Annotated in this window: 17 protein-coding genes; 6 read left to right on the top strand and 11 right to left on the bottom strand. The window is 59.5% G+C overall.

Translation table 11 applies throughout. From position 1 onward, the window contains the following. Positions 1-39 precede the first annotated feature (39 nt). From BLW66_RS04850 to iscR, 10 genes are all read right to left on the bottom strand, one after another. Positions 40-1260, bottom strand: coding sequence for a cysteine desulfurase (locus BLW66_RS04850; protein ID WP_089945526.1), 1221 nt, complete (start codon positions 1258-1260; stop codon positions 40-42). Then, positions 1253-1849, bottom strand: coding sequence for a Yip1 family protein (locus tag BLW66_RS04855; RefSeq protein WP_170833392.1), 597 nt, complete (start codon positions 1847-1849; stop codon positions 1253-1255). The genes BLW66_RS04850 and BLW66_RS04855 overlap by 8 nt, the downstream gene beginning before the upstream one ends. Beyond that, positions 1849-2337 carry a YIP1 family protein gene (locus BLW66_RS04860; RefSeq protein ID WP_089945530.1) on the bottom strand — a complete coding sequence of 163 codons (489 nt, stop codon included), beginning with the start codon at positions 2335-2337 and terminating at the stop codon, positions 1849-1851. Before BLW66_RS04860 ends, BLW66_RS04855 begins: the two co-directional genes overlap by 1 nt. Positions 2338-2339: 2 nt before the next feature. Continuing rightward, positions 2340-3611, bottom strand: a complete 1272-nt coding sequence (gene sufD, locus BLW66_RS04865) for a Fe-S cluster assembly protein SufD (protein ID WP_089945532.1) — start codon at positions 3609-3611, stop codon at positions 2340-2342. Between the two features lies 1 nt (position 3612). Next, entirely contained in the window at positions 3613-4368 is a 756-nt protein-coding gene (gene sufC / locus BLW66_RS04870; protein ID WP_089945534.1) for a Fe-S cluster assembly ATPase SufC, read from the bottom strand. Positions 4369-4448: 80 nt separating this feature from the next. Then, positions 4449-5030, bottom strand: coding sequence for a hypothetical protein (locus tag BLW66_RS04875; RefSeq protein WP_089945536.1), 582 nt, complete (start codon positions 5028-5030; stop codon positions 4449-4451). A gap of 138 nt (positions 5031-5168) precedes the next feature. Beyond that, entirely contained in the window at positions 5169-5669 is a 501-nt protein-coding gene (locus BLW66_RS04880) for a hypothetical protein (RefSeq protein ID WP_089945538.1), read from the bottom strand. Next, complete coding sequence (sufB, locus tag BLW66_RS04885; protein WP_425283321.1) at positions 5670-7214, bottom strand: Fe-S cluster assembly protein SufB; 1545 nt, start codon at positions 7212-7214, stop codon at positions 5670-5672. After that, positions 7214-8257 carry a cysteine desulfurase family protein gene (locus tag BLW66_RS04890; protein ID WP_089945540.1) on the bottom strand — a complete coding sequence of 348 codons (1044 nt, stop codon included), beginning with the start codon at positions 8255-8257 and terminating at the stop codon, positions 7214-7216. Before BLW66_RS04890 ends, sufB begins: the two co-directional genes overlap by 1 nt. Positions 8258-8259: 2 nt before the next feature. After that, the gene (gene iscR, locus BLW66_RS04895) at positions 8260-8721 is read right to left on the bottom strand and encodes a Fe-S cluster assembly transcriptional regulator IscR (RefSeq protein WP_089945542.1); all 462 of its coding nucleotides are present in this window, start codon (positions 8719-8721) and stop codon (positions 8260-8262) included. Positions 8722-8894: 173 nt separating this feature from the next. Between iscR and BLW66_RS04900 the strand changes: the two genes are divergently transcribed. The 6 genes from BLW66_RS04900 (at position 8895) to BLW66_RS04925 (ending at position 12769) form a co-directional block, all read left to right on the top strand. Then, positions 8895-9551, top strand: coding sequence for an alpha/beta hydrolase (locus BLW66_RS04900; protein WP_089945544.1), 657 nt, complete (start codon positions 8895-8897; stop codon positions 9549-9551). Continuing rightward, positions 9551-9799 (top strand): hypothetical protein, encoded by a 249-nt coding sequence (locus BLW66_RS04905; RefSeq protein WP_089945546.1) that lies wholly within the window; start codon positions 9551-9553, stop codon positions 9797-9799. Before BLW66_RS04900 ends, BLW66_RS04905 begins: the two co-directional genes overlap by 1 nt. A 30-nt stretch (positions 9800-9829) precedes the next feature. Then, on the top strand, positions 9830-10408 hold the full coding sequence (locus tag BLW66_RS04910) for an HD domain-containing protein (protein ID WP_089945549.1): 579 nt from the start codon (positions 9830-9832) through the stop codon (positions 10406-10408). A gap of 103 nt (positions 10409-10511) precedes the next feature. Continuing rightward, complete coding sequence (locus BLW66_RS04915; protein ID WP_089945551.1) at positions 10512-11720, top strand: NADP-dependent isocitrate dehydrogenase; 1209 nt, start codon at positions 10512-10514, stop codon at positions 11718-11720. Between the two features lie 126 nt (positions 11721-11846). Beyond that, complete coding sequence (locus BLW66_RS04920; RefSeq protein ID WP_089945553.1) at positions 11847-12182, top strand: DMT family transporter; 336 nt, start codon at positions 11847-11849, stop codon at positions 12180-12182. Beyond that, on the top strand, positions 12179-12769 hold the full coding sequence (locus tag BLW66_RS04925) for a nucleotidyltransferase family protein (RefSeq protein WP_244508547.1): 591 nt from the start codon (positions 12179-12181) through the stop codon (positions 12767-12769). The genes BLW66_RS04920 and BLW66_RS04925 overlap by 4 nt, the downstream gene beginning before the upstream one ends. Before the next feature lie 114 nt (positions 12770-12883). Here BLW66_RS04925 and BLW66_RS04930 read toward each other — a convergent pair. Next, positions 12884-16048 (bottom strand): Ig-like domain-containing protein (locus BLW66_RS04930; protein WP_089945555.1); only part of this gene is annotated, 3165 nt, incomplete at its 5' end.

The following is a 16048-nucleotide window of genomic DNA, read 5'->3' on the forward strand; positions in this document are numbered from 1 at the left end:
GCACTTCTACGCGTGTTCATCAGTGATCGCTTTCGCCAGCTACGCGAACAGCTCGTGGCACAGCTCCAGCGCATCGACCAAGGCGTCGACTTCGGCCTCAGTGTTATACATGGCAAAGGACGCACGGCAGGTGGCTGTTAGCCCCATATGCTCCATCAGCGGCTGCGCACAATGTTGCCCCGCGCGGACCGCGACGCCCTTCTTGTCCAGAACCGTGGAGATGTCATGCGCATGCGCAGCACCCTCCAGCGTGAAAGAAAAGATCGCCCCCTTGCCCGCTGATTGCCCTTGGACATTCAGCCAGTTCAGTCCGTCCAGCCGACTGCGCGCATAGTCGCGCAAGGTCTTCTCGTGGGCCGCGATATTCTGCATCCCGACGCCCGTCATATAATCGAGTGCTACGCCCATGCCGATCATCTGCACGATGCCCGGCGTGCCCGCCTCAAACTTCATCGGCGCGTCGTTGTAGATCACGGTGTCTTTGTGGACATCGCGGATCATGTCGCCGCCGCCGATGAACGGCTGCATTTCGGCCATCCGCTCCGCACGCACGTAAATCGCGCCGGACCCTGATGGCCCGTAGAGTTTATGTCCGGTGATCGGGTAAAAGTCGCAACCCAGATCGACGACATCAACCGGCATATGCACCGCCGACTGCGAGCCATCAACCAGCACCGGCACCCCGCGCGCACGCGCCCCTGCACAAATGGCCTTCACATCGACAACCGTGCCAAGCACGTTGGACATATGGGTCACTGCAATCAGCTTCGTGCGTGGGGTAATTGCGTCCAGAACCTTTTGCGGGTCCAGATCGCCGTTTGTGTCGACGTCCACCCAGACCAGCTTCACCCCCAACCGTTCGCGCAAGAAGTGCCACGGGACGATGTTGGCGTGATGCTCCATCACGCTTAGGATGATCTCGTCGCCCGCTTCCATACGCGGTGCGGCCCAACCATAGGCGACCATGTTGATGCCTTCGGTCGTGCCGGAGTTGAAGATGATCTCATCCTCGGATCTCGCCCCCAAGAACGACGCCACCTTACCGCGCACCGCCTCGTATTTGTCGGTCGCAAGGTTGGACAGGTAGTGCAGCCCGCGGTGTACGTTCGCGTATTCATGCGCATAGGCTTGCGTGATCGCGTCAATCACAACCTGCGGCTTTTGCGCGGAGGCCCCGTTGTCGAGGTAAACCAGCGGCTTATCATTCACCGTGCGGCTCAGGATCGGGAAGTCGCCCCGAATTTTTTGGACATCATACATTCGCGCCCAGCTCCAATCCGAATACTCCGGCGATAACGCCAATGATAAGAGCGATGCCAAGCATCAACCCAATAAATGTCACCAACGCACCTGCAACGACGCCGCCCAGCGACTTGAAACCGTGCAGAACCTGAATGAACACCAGAAACACGAACAGGACATACAGCGCCCCGAACCAGCCAAACAGAATGGCGATGACTGGCGAGATCAGGAACAACGCAATCTGCACCACCTGCAAGACCAGCAGCACGATCTGCATCCAGATGACCGTTTTCAAGCTGTCATTCAACGCGCCCTGCCCGTCGAAAGCCCGCCCGACGTAATGCGTGACGAACACCGAGATCACCAATAGCCCCCAGATAACGACGGCTAAAAGAACGGGGCTGCTTGGCAGCGGGCCGCCCGCGGCAATCATCTCCGGTGGGACGAACAACATGGTAAATTCGGAGAACAACACCGACACCACAGAGATCAACGTCAACGCCAGCCAAAGCGACCAGCGGTCCAGTTCAAACTGGAAGACCGTCTTTGCGGCCTCGCGCGGCTGGCGCAGCGTTTGAACGGCAAGTTGTACAATATAGGCCAGCATCAGCGTGCGCCTTCCAATTCGATCAGGCTGTTGATCCACACCCATAAGAATACGGCGAAAGATAAGGTCGCCACCAGCGTTGCCTGCCCACCGGGACCAATCATCGCAGCCACCAATCCTTGAAACAACACCGCCGGCGCAGAGGCCAGCAGCCCCCAAAACATGGCAAGCCGCGCATCCGTCATTGTCCCCGCCCCGCCGAACAGGCGCGCGATCACGTGGCTGAAACTGGCAAACGCGTAGAACAGGATCGGCGCAAGCAACATGGTTCCGAAAAAGGTGCCAAGGGCCAAGCCAAACAGCGGCACCTCACCTTCGCTAAGGTGGGATGTCCGCGCGAGGCCAGGCAGTTGTGCGATGAAGAACAAGATGCAAGCGGCGAATAGCCAACCTAGCCCCGTGCCCTCATCCGCACCTGCGTCGCGGAACCGCCGCGCCACCGCGCGCGGGGCGCGGTAGCTTTGAAGTATGGCCTGCGCCGTCGACATCGCTAGCTGCTGCGACGCGAAAACCACGCCTCTAGACGGGTCAGCAATTCAGCGGCCAGATCTTCGTTCTCGATCTCTTCCAGCGCCTCACCAAGGAACGCCAGAACCAGAAGGTTCTGTGCCTCGGTTTCCGGCACACCGCGCGAGCGCAGGTAGAACAACGCGTCCTCGTCAATCGCGCCAGACGTGGAGCCGTGTGAACAGGCCACATCATCAGCGTAGATTTCCAGCTCGGGCTTCGCCAGAAACTGGCTATCCCCGTCCAGCAGCAATGCTTGGCTGATCTGGTACCCATCGGTTTTCTGCGCGCCGGCCTTCACGAGGATTTTGCCTTGAAACACGCCAGTCGCCCCGTTGCGCAACACATTCTTGAACACCTGACGGCTTTCGCAATTCACCGCGTCATGGGTGATGAAGATTGTGTCATCATGGTGGAAATCGCCGTCGCCGACAGCCGCACCAGCGACATGCGCTGCGGCGTCGTCGCCAGTCAGCTCAATGATACACTCGTTGCGGGTCAGGACGCCGTTCACGGTCAGCGTGAAGCTTTTGAACCGGCTTTCAGTGCCCAACCGCGCGAAAATATGCGTGGCCGCACGGCGGTCGTGATCGCGGCCCTGCGCGCGCACGTGATGGAACGCGGCCGTATCTGCCACATCCACCTCTAGGCAGTTGTTGAAGCGTGCGGCGGCTGGGCCGTTCTCGATCAGCGTCAGCTCCGCGCCCTCTTCCACCTTCACCACGTGGTGAAGGATCGCGTCGGAGGTTGCGGCTTCATGCAGGTACACGATCAACACAGGCTTGCTGACCTTCGCGCTGGCGTGGATCAGGACACCGTCCGTTGCGTAAGCCGTGTTGGCAGCGGCAAGCGGTCGATCCACAGGGGTTTGCCCGTTGGTTTCCAGCACACCGTACAGGTCTTTTGCCCAATGAATGTCGGCCGTAGCCGCATCCGCCAAACGCGCGATCTCTAGGCCTTCGCCCGCCAACTCGTCGGAGGCCTCCGCGTCAAAGACACCGTCTTTGAACACCACGCGCAGCGCGTCGATATCGCCAAACACAGGCGTTTCGTCCGATTTGAAGGCTTCCGCCGCAGGGGCTTCCACATCCGTCAGGGTCGTCGGGTTGGTGTATTTCCAGTATTCGTCACGGCGGCCTGGCAGGCCCATGGCGGTCAGCCGCGCTTCTGCGGCTGTGCGAGCGGTCTGCGCCCACGCGCCCTGCCCGTCGGGCAAGCTGCGCGGGGCGGCTTTCAACTGTTCAGCGGCACTCATCTTAGGCCACCTCTGCCAGCAGGTCTGCGTAGCCGTTGTTTTCAACTTCCAGCGCCAGTTCCGGCCCGCCCGATTTGATGATGCGGCCATTCGCCATGATGTGAACCACGTCCGGTTTGATGTGGTCGAGCAGGCGTTGGTAGTGCGTGATCACAAGGAACGAGCGCCCTTCCGAACGCAGCGCGTTCACGCCTTCGGCAACCAGCTTCATCGCGTCCACGTCAAGGCCGGAGTCGGTCTCGTCAAGGATGCACATCTTCGGCTCAAGCATCGCCATTTGCAGGATTTCATTACGCTTCTTCTCCCCGCCGGAGAAGCCCACGTTGACCGGACGCTTCAGCATGTCCGCGTCGATTTTCAGGCTCTTGGCCTTCTCGCGTACCAGCTTCAGGAAGTCGCCAGCGGACATCTCGTCTTGGCCGCGCGCTTTGCGCTGCGAGTTCACGGCAGTGCGCAGGAACGTCATGTTACCGACACCCGGAATCTCGACGGGATACTGGAACGCCAAGAACAGGCCTGCGGCCGCGCGCTCTTCCGGGTCCATATCGAGCACATCGACATCGTCGAGCGTGGCCGTGCCGTCCGTCACCTCATAGCCGTCTTTGCCCGACAGCACGTAAGAGAGCGTGGATTTGCCAGAGCCGTTCGGCCCCATGATCGCGTGGACTTGGCCCGCGCCGACAGTCAGGTCAACGCCTTTGAGGATTTGCTTGTCCTCTTCTTCAAGTTGCACGTGCAGGTTTTTGATTTCCAACATGATTTTCTCTCTCTTTCAACAGGAGCGACCCCGCATGGGAAGCCCATGCGAGGTGCGTGTAAGTGCATTCGGTGATTTATTTATTCGGCAGCGGGTTCCACTGCTGGTGTCAGGTCTGCGGGCGGCGCTAGCCCCCACTCGACCGTCTGTGCGATGGCTTGAAACTTCAACCCATCCGCGTGATCCGCAGAATAGAGCATTGTCCAAACCGTTGGTGCGGCGCGCGCCATATGCGGCTCCGCGAAGTGTGTTGCGTAGAAGCCAGCGACGATAAAGCCGACCAGCAGCACCGAGCGATAGCCCGATGCATAGAGCAAGATCAACGCGAGTATGGCGGACAGTCCCATCGGCCCCAGCCCCTCGGCCAGTTTGCTGAGTTTGTCGAAGTCCGTGGCCACGCCCTGCGACGCGTGAAACGCCCCGAGGCTTCCGCCGAAGAACGCGATCATCCCCAAGAACGTAGACACGATGGCCTTCTTCACGGGAAACTTCTCTTGCTCCACCACGCCGACCGTCGGCTGTGACGCGGGACCCTTGCCCTTGGCTTGACGCTGACGGATTTTGTTCAACTCGCCGTTGCCCAGCAGCCCTTCGGCCACGAAGACTTTGCCGGAATTGATCCGGTCCAACCGTGCTTGAAAGCTTGCGTCTGCCATGCTCATGGGCAACCCCTCCGTCCGTGTTCACGGACAGGGTTAGGGGGGCAGTTTGGCCGGAATATGGCAAGAAACAGGAGTTATTTTGCATTATCCTCCCAAAGCCATGCACCATCCTTGCCTTCATGTCAGATGAAGCCACATTCATAGGTCTTGCTTCGCCTCTGGTGGCATCAGCTTCATGACCCGAAGCACAAATGCGAAAGCCGACGAGACTAAAAAGAAGATCACGAACACGGCCAAGGTCGCGCCAATCGTTGAAGACGTACTTCCACCAGGGACCGGATTGACGACCTGCGCCACCAAAAGCAGGCCAGAAACGATAGCCGAAATTGCGACGCGCAAACGCCATTGCCCCATAGCAGCGAACATTTGCTGTTGTGCCGTTAAATTGGTTGGCCGTCGAGACGCCCACCACTTAAACGCCCCAAGAGGAAGTCCAAGCAAAAGTCCTGCAAAAGAAAAGACAGCGATGCTGGAAAATAGGAAGGTCATGCTGCGATCGCTAGACAGCCAAGGTATGACCCCAGCAACCGCGCCGCCTGCAACACAGTAAGGCGCAAACTTCAACAGATAGGCCGTTAAAGACACTGAGGCTTGAGCGCGTTCTTCGTCGCGAATTATAGTGGATTTTTCGTCCTGCATTTACCCAACAGACCCTTCCAGTGAGATCGCTACCAATTGCTGCGCTTCCATGGCGAATTCCATCGGCAGGGCTTGCAGCACTTCCTTGGCGAACCCGTTCACGATCAGCGCGACGGCGGCTTCCTCGTCCATGCCGCGTTGGCGGCAGTAGAAGACTTGATCGTCGTCCACCTTCGATGTGGTCGCCTCATGCTCCACACGCGAGGAGTTATTCTTCACCTCGATGTAGGGAACCGTGTGCGCGCCACATTTGTCGCCGATCAACAGGCTGTCGCACTGCGTATAGTTGCGCGAGTCCTTTGCCTTCGGGTGCATGGACACCAGCCCGCGGTAGGTGTTCTGCGCCTTACCGGCAGAAATCCCCTTGGAGACAATCCGCGACTTGGTGCGTTTGCCAAGGTGGATCATCTTGGTACCGGTGTCGGCCTGCTGCATGTGGTTGGCGATGGCGATGGAGTAGAACTCGCCTTGGCTATCGTCGCCGCGCAGGATGCAAGACGGGTATTTCCACGTCACCGCAGAGCCGGTTTCAACCTGCGTCCACATCACCTTGGAGCGATCGCCACGGCAATCAGCCCGCTTGGTCACGAAGTTATAGATGCCGCCTTTGCCTTCCTCGTCGCCGGGATACCAGTTCTGAACGGTGGAATACTTGATCTCCGCGTCGTCCAGCAGCACCAGCTCCACCACAGCCGCGTGCAGCTGGTTGGTGTCGCGCATCGGCGCTGTGCAACCTTCAAGGTAGGACACATAGGCCTCCTTGTCGGCGATGATCAGCGTGCGCTCGAACTGGCCGGTGTTCTCGGCGTTGATGCGGAAGTATGTGGACAGCTCCATCGGGCACCGCACACCCGGCGGGATGTATACGAAAGACCCATCGGAGAAGACGGCGGAGTTCAGCGTCGCGTAGAAGTTGTCGGACTGCGGCACAACCGAGCCAAGGTACTTCTTGACCAGCTCCGGATGCTCTTTGATCGCTTCCGAGATGGAGCAGAAGATCACACCGGCCTTTTTCAGCTCTGCCTGGAAAGTCGTGCCCACGGACACACTGTCAAACACCGCATCCACAGCGACTTTGCGCGGCGCGTCGGTCAACTCTTCCGCGCCTTCGACGCCCGCGAGGATCATCTGCTCTTTCAGCGGGATGCCCAGCTTTTTGTAGGTTTCCAGCAGCTTCGGGTCGACGTCGTCGAGCGACTTCGGCTTCTCCGCCATGGATTTCGGCGAGGCATAGTAATACTGGTCTTGGAAGTCGATCTTCGGGTAGTTGACCATCGCCCACTTTGGCTCTGTCATTTTCACCCAACGCGCATAGGCCTCAAGACGCCATTCCAGCATCCACTCCGGCTCTTCGTTTTTCTCGGAGATCAGGCGCACGATGTCCTCGTTGAGGCCCTTCGGCGCGTAGTCCATCTCGATTTCGGTGTTCCAGCCGTATTTATACTTGCCGCCCACTTCGCGCACGGCATCTACGGTTTCCTGATCCACGCCTTCTTTGACGGTATCGACTGCATCCTCAAGCGACATGTGTGTCTCCTCGCTCATCACGCCGCCTTGGCGTGAAATTTTCGTTCTGCCTTCAGCCACGCGTCTGCGAAGCGAAGAATTTGTTCTTCCGTCGTGTCGGGCCCCAGCGAGACGCGCAGGGTGCTTGTCGCGACGACCTCGTCGTATCCCATGGCTGCCACAGTGCGGCTGGCCTTCACCTTACCGCTGGAGCACGCCGATCCGGCTGACACCGCAAATCCGGCCAAATCCATGGCCATCACTTGTGTCTCGCCCTTCCAGCCGGGCGTGGCGAAGCAGGTGGTATTGGGCAGCCTGCTCGACTCATTTCCGACAAAAATAGTATTCTTTGCGCTGACCTCAATGGCCTTTTCTAGAATATTTCTAAGTTCCGCAACCCGATCCCACACACCATCGGCCAAATCACGCGCTGCAGCGGCTGCGGCGGCGCCAAACCCTGCGATACCAATCACATTTTCCGTGCCAGACCGACGGCCCATCTCTTGCCCGCCGCCCTTGATTTGCGCCGCGACATCCAGTCCCTGACGCAACACCAAGGCCCCGACACCCTTCGGTCCACCTAGCTTATGCGCTGATATTAAAGCCATATGCGCGCCCGACCATGAAAACGCGATGGGCAGCTTGCCGAACGCCTGCGTCATGTCCGACAACGCCAAACCGTCCGGTATCTCTTGCACCACGCCCGTCTCGGAGTTGGCGAGTTGCAACACGCTGTTCGCCGGATCGGCCACGGTCACTTTGCCGTGTGCGTCAACTGGCAAATCGCCCGACGTCCACGCGCCGACGGCGTCATGCTCCACCGGCGCGCCTAAAAGCCCCCGCCCCGCGCAGGCAAGTGCTGCCGCCTCGGTGGCGGAGGACGTGAACACGATATCCGCCCCTGACGCGCCCAACGCGTCGGAGATTTGTCCGCGCGCGCGCTCCACAATCGCCTTGGCGGCACGCCCCTCGCTATGAACCGACGACGGGTTTCCCGCCACGTCCATCGCCGCGATCATCGCGTCGCGGGCCGCCTGCCCCAAGGGCATCGTGGCGTTATAATCGAGGTATACGCGCGACATGTTCAGGCCTCATCCACCACGGTGAACAGCGTTGGCACGGCAGGGCACGGGCTTAGCTCGTTGTCGATCACGTCCGACAGGCGGGTCTGATGCAAGAACACGTAGACATGCGCCGACAGGCTTTCCCACAGGCGGTTGGTCATGCTCTGCGCTTTTGACCCGCAAGAGCCACCGGACGCCCCCGCCCCCGTGTGCATGGCGCTGACTGTCTCATCGACGGCCTCCAAGACTTCGGACACGCGGATCGCATCAGGCGACTTTGCCAAACGGTAGCCGCCCCCCGGCCCGCGCACGGAGTCGACCAAGCCCGCGCGGCGCAACTTCACGAAAAGCTGCTCCAGATAGGGCAGCGACACATTCTGCCGCTTGGATATTTCGCCCAACGACACCAAACCGCCGTCGGCGCTTTGGGCCAAGTCAGCGAGCGCAACCATGGCGTAGCGGCCTTTGGTGCTAAGTTTCATAGCGTTATCCTTCAAAAATAGGCGAATACCGTTGACGATGGCAGGCGCAGACCTTAACTCAAATTGACCTGTCCGGCGTCTCTGATCGGGCAAATTAGAATAATTCTAGATTACCTGAGCAATCTCGTCAACTATATGGGGACGCTCTTAATCTGACGCAAGGAAAGACGCATATGCCCGAAGTGATTTTCCCCGGACCGGAAGGCCGCCTAGAAGGCCGCTACCACCCGCATAAAGGCAAGCGCGACGCGCCGATTGCGATCATCCTGCACCCGCACCCGCAGTTTGGCGGCACGATGAACAACCGCGTGGTCTACAACCTGCACTACAAATTTCACAACATGGGCTTCAACGTCCTGCGGTTTAACTTCCGCGGTGTTGGCCGGTCCCAAGGCGAATATGATCAAGGCATCGGGGAGCTGTCAGACGCAGCGTCTGCGCTGGATTACCTGCAGTCGTTGAACCAGAACGCCAAGCATTGCTGGGTCGCAGGCTTCAGCTTCGGCGCGTGGATCGGCATGCAGCTATTGATGCGCCGCCCAGAGATCACGGGCTTCATTTCCGTGTCGCCGCCCGCCAATATGTACGACTTTTCCTTCCTTGCGCCCTGCCCCGCCTCCGGCCTGATGATCAACGGCTTGGGCGACCGCGTGGCCCCGCCGCAAGACACGGTGACCTTGGTGAACAAGCTGCACGAGCAGAAGGGCATCACCATCACCCACCAAGAAGTCGAAGGCGCAGGCCACTTCTTCGAGAACGACCACATGGACACGCTCACCAACTCCGTTGAGGAATACGTCCAGCGCCGCCTGACCGAGAACACGCGCTAATGGGCATCACCGAAGACATCGCCGACGAGCTTGCCAAGAAAGCAATTGCCGTCGAGAACGAGCTTCAGGACGAAAGCGTCATCCCGCATGTCGCCACCCTGATCGGCGCGTCTTCGCAAACCACCCAAGAGGCCTTTCTGACCGCTGTGCGTGTCCGGAAGGCCGAAGCCCGCGCCGTGAAGTTCCTAAGGGACAAACTGGCGGGCAACAAAGGTGAGCAGCTGCCAACGAGTGGCGACAGAGGCTGATCACCACGACGCAACGTCTGGAATTCCCCTATGACTGACCGCCTTTCCCAGCAGTTTGCCTTCCTCACGGAGGCCGATAAGCTCAAGTCTGTGCTGCGTGGCACCACGCTGTGTGACGGCTCGCGGCGGGAAAACTCTGGTGAACACAGCTGGCACATCGCCCTTTATGCGCTGGTCATGGCAGAGCACGTGGAGCGCCCCGTAAATGTGGACCGCGTTATCAAAATGCTGTTGCTGCACGACCTTGTAGAGATCGACGCAGGCGACAACCCCATTCATGGCAACCACGATCCCGCCGAGATGGAGCGTGTGGAGCAAGCCGCAGCAGACCGTATTTTTGGGCTTTTGCCAGCGGATCAAGCAACGGAGTTCCGCGCCTTGTGGGACGAATTCGAGGCCGCCGAGAGCGACGACGCCATCTTCGCAAAATCCATCGACCGCGTCCAACCCGTGGTGAACAACCTCGCCTCCGGTGGTGGCTCTTGGCCCGAGTATAACGTGACGCCGGAGCAGCTTGAAACCCGCGTCGGCGTCAAGGTGCGTAAGGGCGCCCCCGCTCTTTGGGGTCACTTGAAAACCCGCATCGACGCATGGTTCGACGCGCGCTAAGCCATCGCAATCATTTTTCGTATACAAAAGTATACCGACTTCCCAATGCACTCAACTTGCGCTATGACCCGCGCAAGAGATGTCCCATTGGTCGGAGTAAACCATGTCCAAAATTAAGGTAGAAAACCCCGTCGTAGAACTCGACGGTGACGAGATGACCCGCATTATCTGGGACTTCATCAAGAAGAAACTTATCCTGCCCTATCTGGACCTTGATCTGAAATACTATGACCTCGGCATGGAAGTGCGCGACGAGACGAATGACCAGATCACCGTTGATGCCGCCGAGGCGATCAAAAAATACGGCGTTGGCGTCAAATGCGCGACCATCACGCCCGACGAAGGCCGTGTCGAGGAATTCGGGCTGAAGCAGATGTGGCGCTCCCCCAATGGCACGATCCGCAACATTCTGGGCGGTGTCGTCTTCCGCGCGCCGATCATTTGTAAAAACGTGCCGCGCCTTGTACCGGGTTGGACCCACCCGATTGTTATCGGGCGTCACGCCTTTGGCGACCAATACAAAGCCACGGATTTCCTGATGCCCGGCCCCGGCAAGCTGACCATGAAATTCGTCGGTGAAGACGGCCAGACCATCGAGAAAGAGGTCTTCGACGCCCCCTCCGCAGGTGTCGCGATGGGGATGTATAACCTAGACGCGTCAATCATCGACTTCGCCCGCGCCTCGTTTAACTACGGTCTGAACGTCGGCTGGCCAGTGTATTTGTCGACCAAGAACACGATCCTCAAGGCCTATGACGGCCGGTTCAAAGATCTGTTCCAAGAGATCTACGATAAGGAATTCAAGGCCCAGTTCGAAGAGGCCGGAATCTACTACGAGCACCGCTTGATCGACGACATGGTCGCCTCCGCGATGAAATGGTCCGGCAAATTCGTTTGGGCCTGCAAAAACTACGATGGCGACGTGCAGTCAGACACCGTGGCCCAGGGGTTCGGCTCGCTTGGCCTGATGACATCGGCCCTGATGACACCAGACGGCAAGATCGTGGAGGCGGAGGCCGCCCACGGCACCGTGACCCGCCACTACCGACAGCACCAAGCTGGTGAAGCGACATCAACCAACTCCATCGCGTCGATCTACGCGTGGACAGGCGGGCTGAAGCACCGCGCGAAACTGGACAACAACGCCCAGCTCGCCACTTTTGTGGAAACGCTGGAAAAGGTCGTGATCGACACCGTGGAAAGCGGCTTCATGACCAAAGATCTTGCCCTGCTGGTTGGTCCGGATCAAAGCTGGCTGACGACAGAAGGTTTCTTGGAAAAGATTGACGAGAACCTGAACAAAGCCATGTAAGGCGCTATAAGTAATGCATAAAGGGGCTGGCATTGGTGTCGGCCCCTTTTGCGTTGGGGCGCTGGCGTTCGGGCTATATCCGCACTATCGTCGGCGGTAAGTTCACCGTTCATTCGGAGGTCACGAATGCCCCAGCACTACATTTTCCTGATCATCGCGGTCTGCGCCGAAACCATCGGCACCTCCTCAATTCAAGCCTCGCAACAGTTCACACGTCTCTGGCCGTCGCTGCTTGCATTGGTGAGCTTCGCAGTGGCGTTCTACTTTTTATCCCTGACACTCAAAACCATGCCTGTCGGCATCATGTACGCGATGTGGTCAGGGCTTGGCATCGTCTTCATCGCGGCAATCGGTTGGGGCTACTTCGGCCAAAAGCTGGACCTTGCGGCGGTCTTGGGTATGGCGCTTATCGTTGCTGGGATCGTTGTCATTAACCTCTTCTCATCAACCGCAAGCCATTGAGCATCACCGCCCTTCTGCTCGCGGGCGGCGCGTCCTCGCGCATGGGCACACGCGACAAGCTGCTGGAAGATGTTGGCGGCACGCCATTACTGCGCGAACGCGCCCTAGCCTGCTTGGCATCTTGCGCCGATCGGGTTCGGGTCGTGCTGCCGCCGGACCGTCCCGAGCGCGCAAAGGTGCTCACGGGGTTGGACGTCGACATCATCTACAACGACGGCGCTGACGTGGGTATGTCAAACTCCCTGCGCTGCGGAGTGGCGGGACTGGAGGCCGGAGCCGTCCTCATCGTGCTGGCCGACCTTCCAGATTTGACCACGCCGGATTTAGACAAAGTCATGCGTGCGGCGGACGCGCATCCGCTGGCAACAATCCTGCGCGGCGCCGATGCGACAGGAAAACCGGGGCATCCGGTTCTTCTGCGCCAAAAACTATACGCCGACGTCATGACCCTTAGCGGTGACACTGGCGCGCAGCCGCTCCTCCGCCAATACAAGGCCGACACAGTTTTGGTCCCCATAGGTGCGGCGGCCCTGCGAGATCTGGACACCCCCGAAGACTGGGCCGCATGGCGGGCCGACCGCAGCTAAAGCCCTAAACCGAAAACGAAGAAAGGCCCCTCCATACGCGGAGGGGCCTTTTTAATAATTTACTCGTTACCCCCCAGATACGCCCCCGCATGGGGGCGCAGCTGAAACTTAAACCTATTTAAACAGCAACTTGGCTTCGTGCTTCTTCAGGGTCAGGCGGGCGGAGGCATATGCCTCGCGGCCAGCTTCGCCTTGCAGTTCAGGGAACAGCTCGAAGATTTCGTTGCGTTGCGAGTTACCGATGCCTTTCAGCGAGTAGTCACCCGGCTGGAAGCTTTCCGTCCACGCCCCGTTCGACAGCACAACCTCGTGGTTGTCGAACATGAAGTGGATGTAGGTCGTCCCCATCGACGCGATGGTTTGAACCCCTTCCGACGGGTTGACCAAGTGCTTGGCCGACACCAGAACTTCATTCTCCTCGAAGTACAAGGCAACGCGGTCGTTGTTCACCAGCATCCGGTGGTTCGGGCTCACCAGCATATCACGCTCTGGCAGGCCATTCCCGAGGGAGCCTTTCTGGATCAGAACCGGCTGCAGGTGCGGGTTGTTTTGCAACTCGCGGCCGTCCATGCGCTTCGCGCCGATCCAGCGGATTTCCTGAATGCCGTTGTCACGGGTGATGATCTTGTCGCCAACCATCAGGTCCTCAACAAGGATTTCACCGCGTGGCGTCGCAATCGAAGTACCCGGCGTGAAGCAAGGCACGATGCTTTCGATCTCGGAGAACTGAAGCGAGCCAATGACGTTGCCACCAACACCGTCGAGGAATTCGACCGTACCGGAGGTGCTGTCGCCGTCCGCATCCACAGTTTCGCCAACGATCCGCAGCGGGCCAGCGCCTGTCAGGTCCAGCACGTCGCGGTCATCGCCGCCCGTGCCGCCGTCGATCACGTCGCCGTTGCCGTCTTCGCCACTGGAGACGATGAAGGTATCGGCATCGTCGCCGCCAGACATCGTATCAGCACCTTGGCCACCGATGATTGTATCGTTGCCCGTGCCACCTGTGATGGTGTCATTGTCCACGCCGCCGTCGATGTAATCGTCGCCCGCGTCCCCGTTCAGGATGTCGTCGTCGTCAGCGCCGAAGATCGTATCGTTGCCGTCGCCGCCATTGACCACATCTTGACCATTGTTCGGCACCAGATCACCGTCAACATCTGCGATGTCGAGGTTGTCCGGCAGGCCCAGATCAGGATCAATCCCGGCATAGACGATATCATCGCCCGCGCCCGCATTGATCACGTCGGAGCCTTCGCCCCCCACGATCCGGTCGTTGCCATCGCCACCGTCGATCGTGTCGGCATCCATGCCGCCATCGATGATGTCGTTGCCGTCGCCACCAAAGATAGTATCGGCGTCGTCGCCAGTGGAGATGATGTCGTCACCTGCCCCACCGTCTACGAAGTCGATATCGTCATTCGGGTTGGCATCCGCAGGGAACAAGCCAGGATACCCCAGATCAGGCAGTGGGATACCGGTGCGGCTGGTGTCGATTGTGTCGTTGCCGTCACCACCGTACACGGTGTCGTTGCCGTCACCGCCGATGATCACGTCGTCGGCATTGCCGCCGTCAATCGTGTCATCACCGGAGCCACCGTCAAGGTAATCCTCGCGCGCGCCCCCTTGCAGGTTATCGTCACCCTCTTCACCGTAGAGCGTGTCACCGTCTTGGCCAGCGTCCAGATCATCGTTGCCGGTACCACCGTACAGTACGTCGTCACCGTTGCCGCCGGACAGATAGTCATCGCCCGCGCCGCCGCGAAGCACGTCGTCGCCGTCCTCGCCGTAGATCCGGTCATTGTCGTCGCCGCCGTCGATAGTGTCGTCACCAGCGCCGCCAAGGATGAAGTCTTCGCCCTCGTTGCCCTGAATGTCGTCCTTACCGTCGTTGCCTTCGATGGTGTCGTTGCCGCTGCCGCCGATGATTTCATCGTCGTTGTTGGCCCCGATCAGCGTGTCATCGCCCGCGCCGCCATCCAGCAAGTCCGTACCCGGACCGCCAAGCAGCAGGTCGTCGCCGTCTTCCCCGTAAAGCTTGTCAGCGCCTTGACCTGCATCCAGCGTGTCGTTGCCGTCACCGCCGTAAAGCGTGTCGTCGCCTTCGCCACCAGAGATATAGTCGTCGCCAGCCTCGCCATAAAGCGTGTCATTGCCAGCTTCGCCGTAGACCTCATCGTTGCCTTCGCCAGCCAACACAGTGTCGTTGCCGTCACCCGCCAACACGATGTCGTCCTGTGGGCCTTCGCCCGGCAGGAATTCGTCGTTGTTGTCGATCATGTCCCCTTCAGGGTCATCCATGTAGTTCACGTCAATCAGGTCGTCGCCTGCGGTGCCTTCAACGATACCGTCGTTGACCTTCACCGAGACAGTCGCGGTGTCAAAGCCGCCATTCCCATCGGTGATGGTGTAGGTGATCGTCGCTACGCCGCCGAAGTCAGCCTCTGGCGTGTAGGTCAGTGTCCCATCCGCATTGATCGTGACAGCCCCGACATCGACAGTGGCTTCCGTCACCGTCAGCGCGTCATTCTCTGGGTCTGTGTCATTGGCCAGAACCGGAATGATCACAGGCGTCACGTTGTTGGTCGACGCTTCGTCGTCCACTGCATCCGGCCCGTCATTCACTCCGCTCACCGTGAAGGTGATCGTGGCGGTGTCCGTGCCGCCATTCCCGTCAGACACGGTGTAGGTCACGGTGTCTTCGCCAGAGAAATCATCCGTTGGCGTGTAGGTGATGGTGCCGTCAGCGTTCAAGACTGCGGTGCCATTGTCCGGCTGCGTGATGCCCGTGATGGTCAGCGTGTCGCCGTCCACATCAGTGTCGTTGCCGAGCACGTCGATGGTGACCGCTTCGTCCTCATTCGTGGACGCCGCATCATCGTTCGCCACAGGATCATCGTTCACTGGCGTGACCGTGACGGTGACCGTTGCCGTGTCCTCGCCGCCGTTGCCGTCGGTGATCGTGTAGGTGATCGTGGTGTCGCCGTTGAAGTTCTCGGCTGGTGTGAAGGTCAGCGTGCCGTCCGCGTTGATCACAACGTCGCCGTCCGGCGAGGTCGCCTCGGTCACGGTCAGCGCGTCGTTCTCCGGATCGGTGTCATTGCCCAGCACAGCGATCTCGACGGGGGTGTCCTCGTCGGTGGTGGCCGTGTCATCAACCGCGTCGGGGCCGTCGTTGACCGCACCAACCGCAACCGTCACGGTCGCCGTGTCGGTGCCGCCGTTGCCGTCGGAGACGGTGTAGGTGATGGTCGCGTCGCCGTTGAAGTCAGGCGCAGGCGT

The organism is Litoreibacter albidus (assembly GCF_900107015.1).
In the GTDB taxonomy this organism is placed as follows: domain Bacteria; phylum Pseudomonadota; class Alphaproteobacteria; order Rhodobacterales; family Rhodobacteraceae; genus Litoreibacter; species Litoreibacter albidus.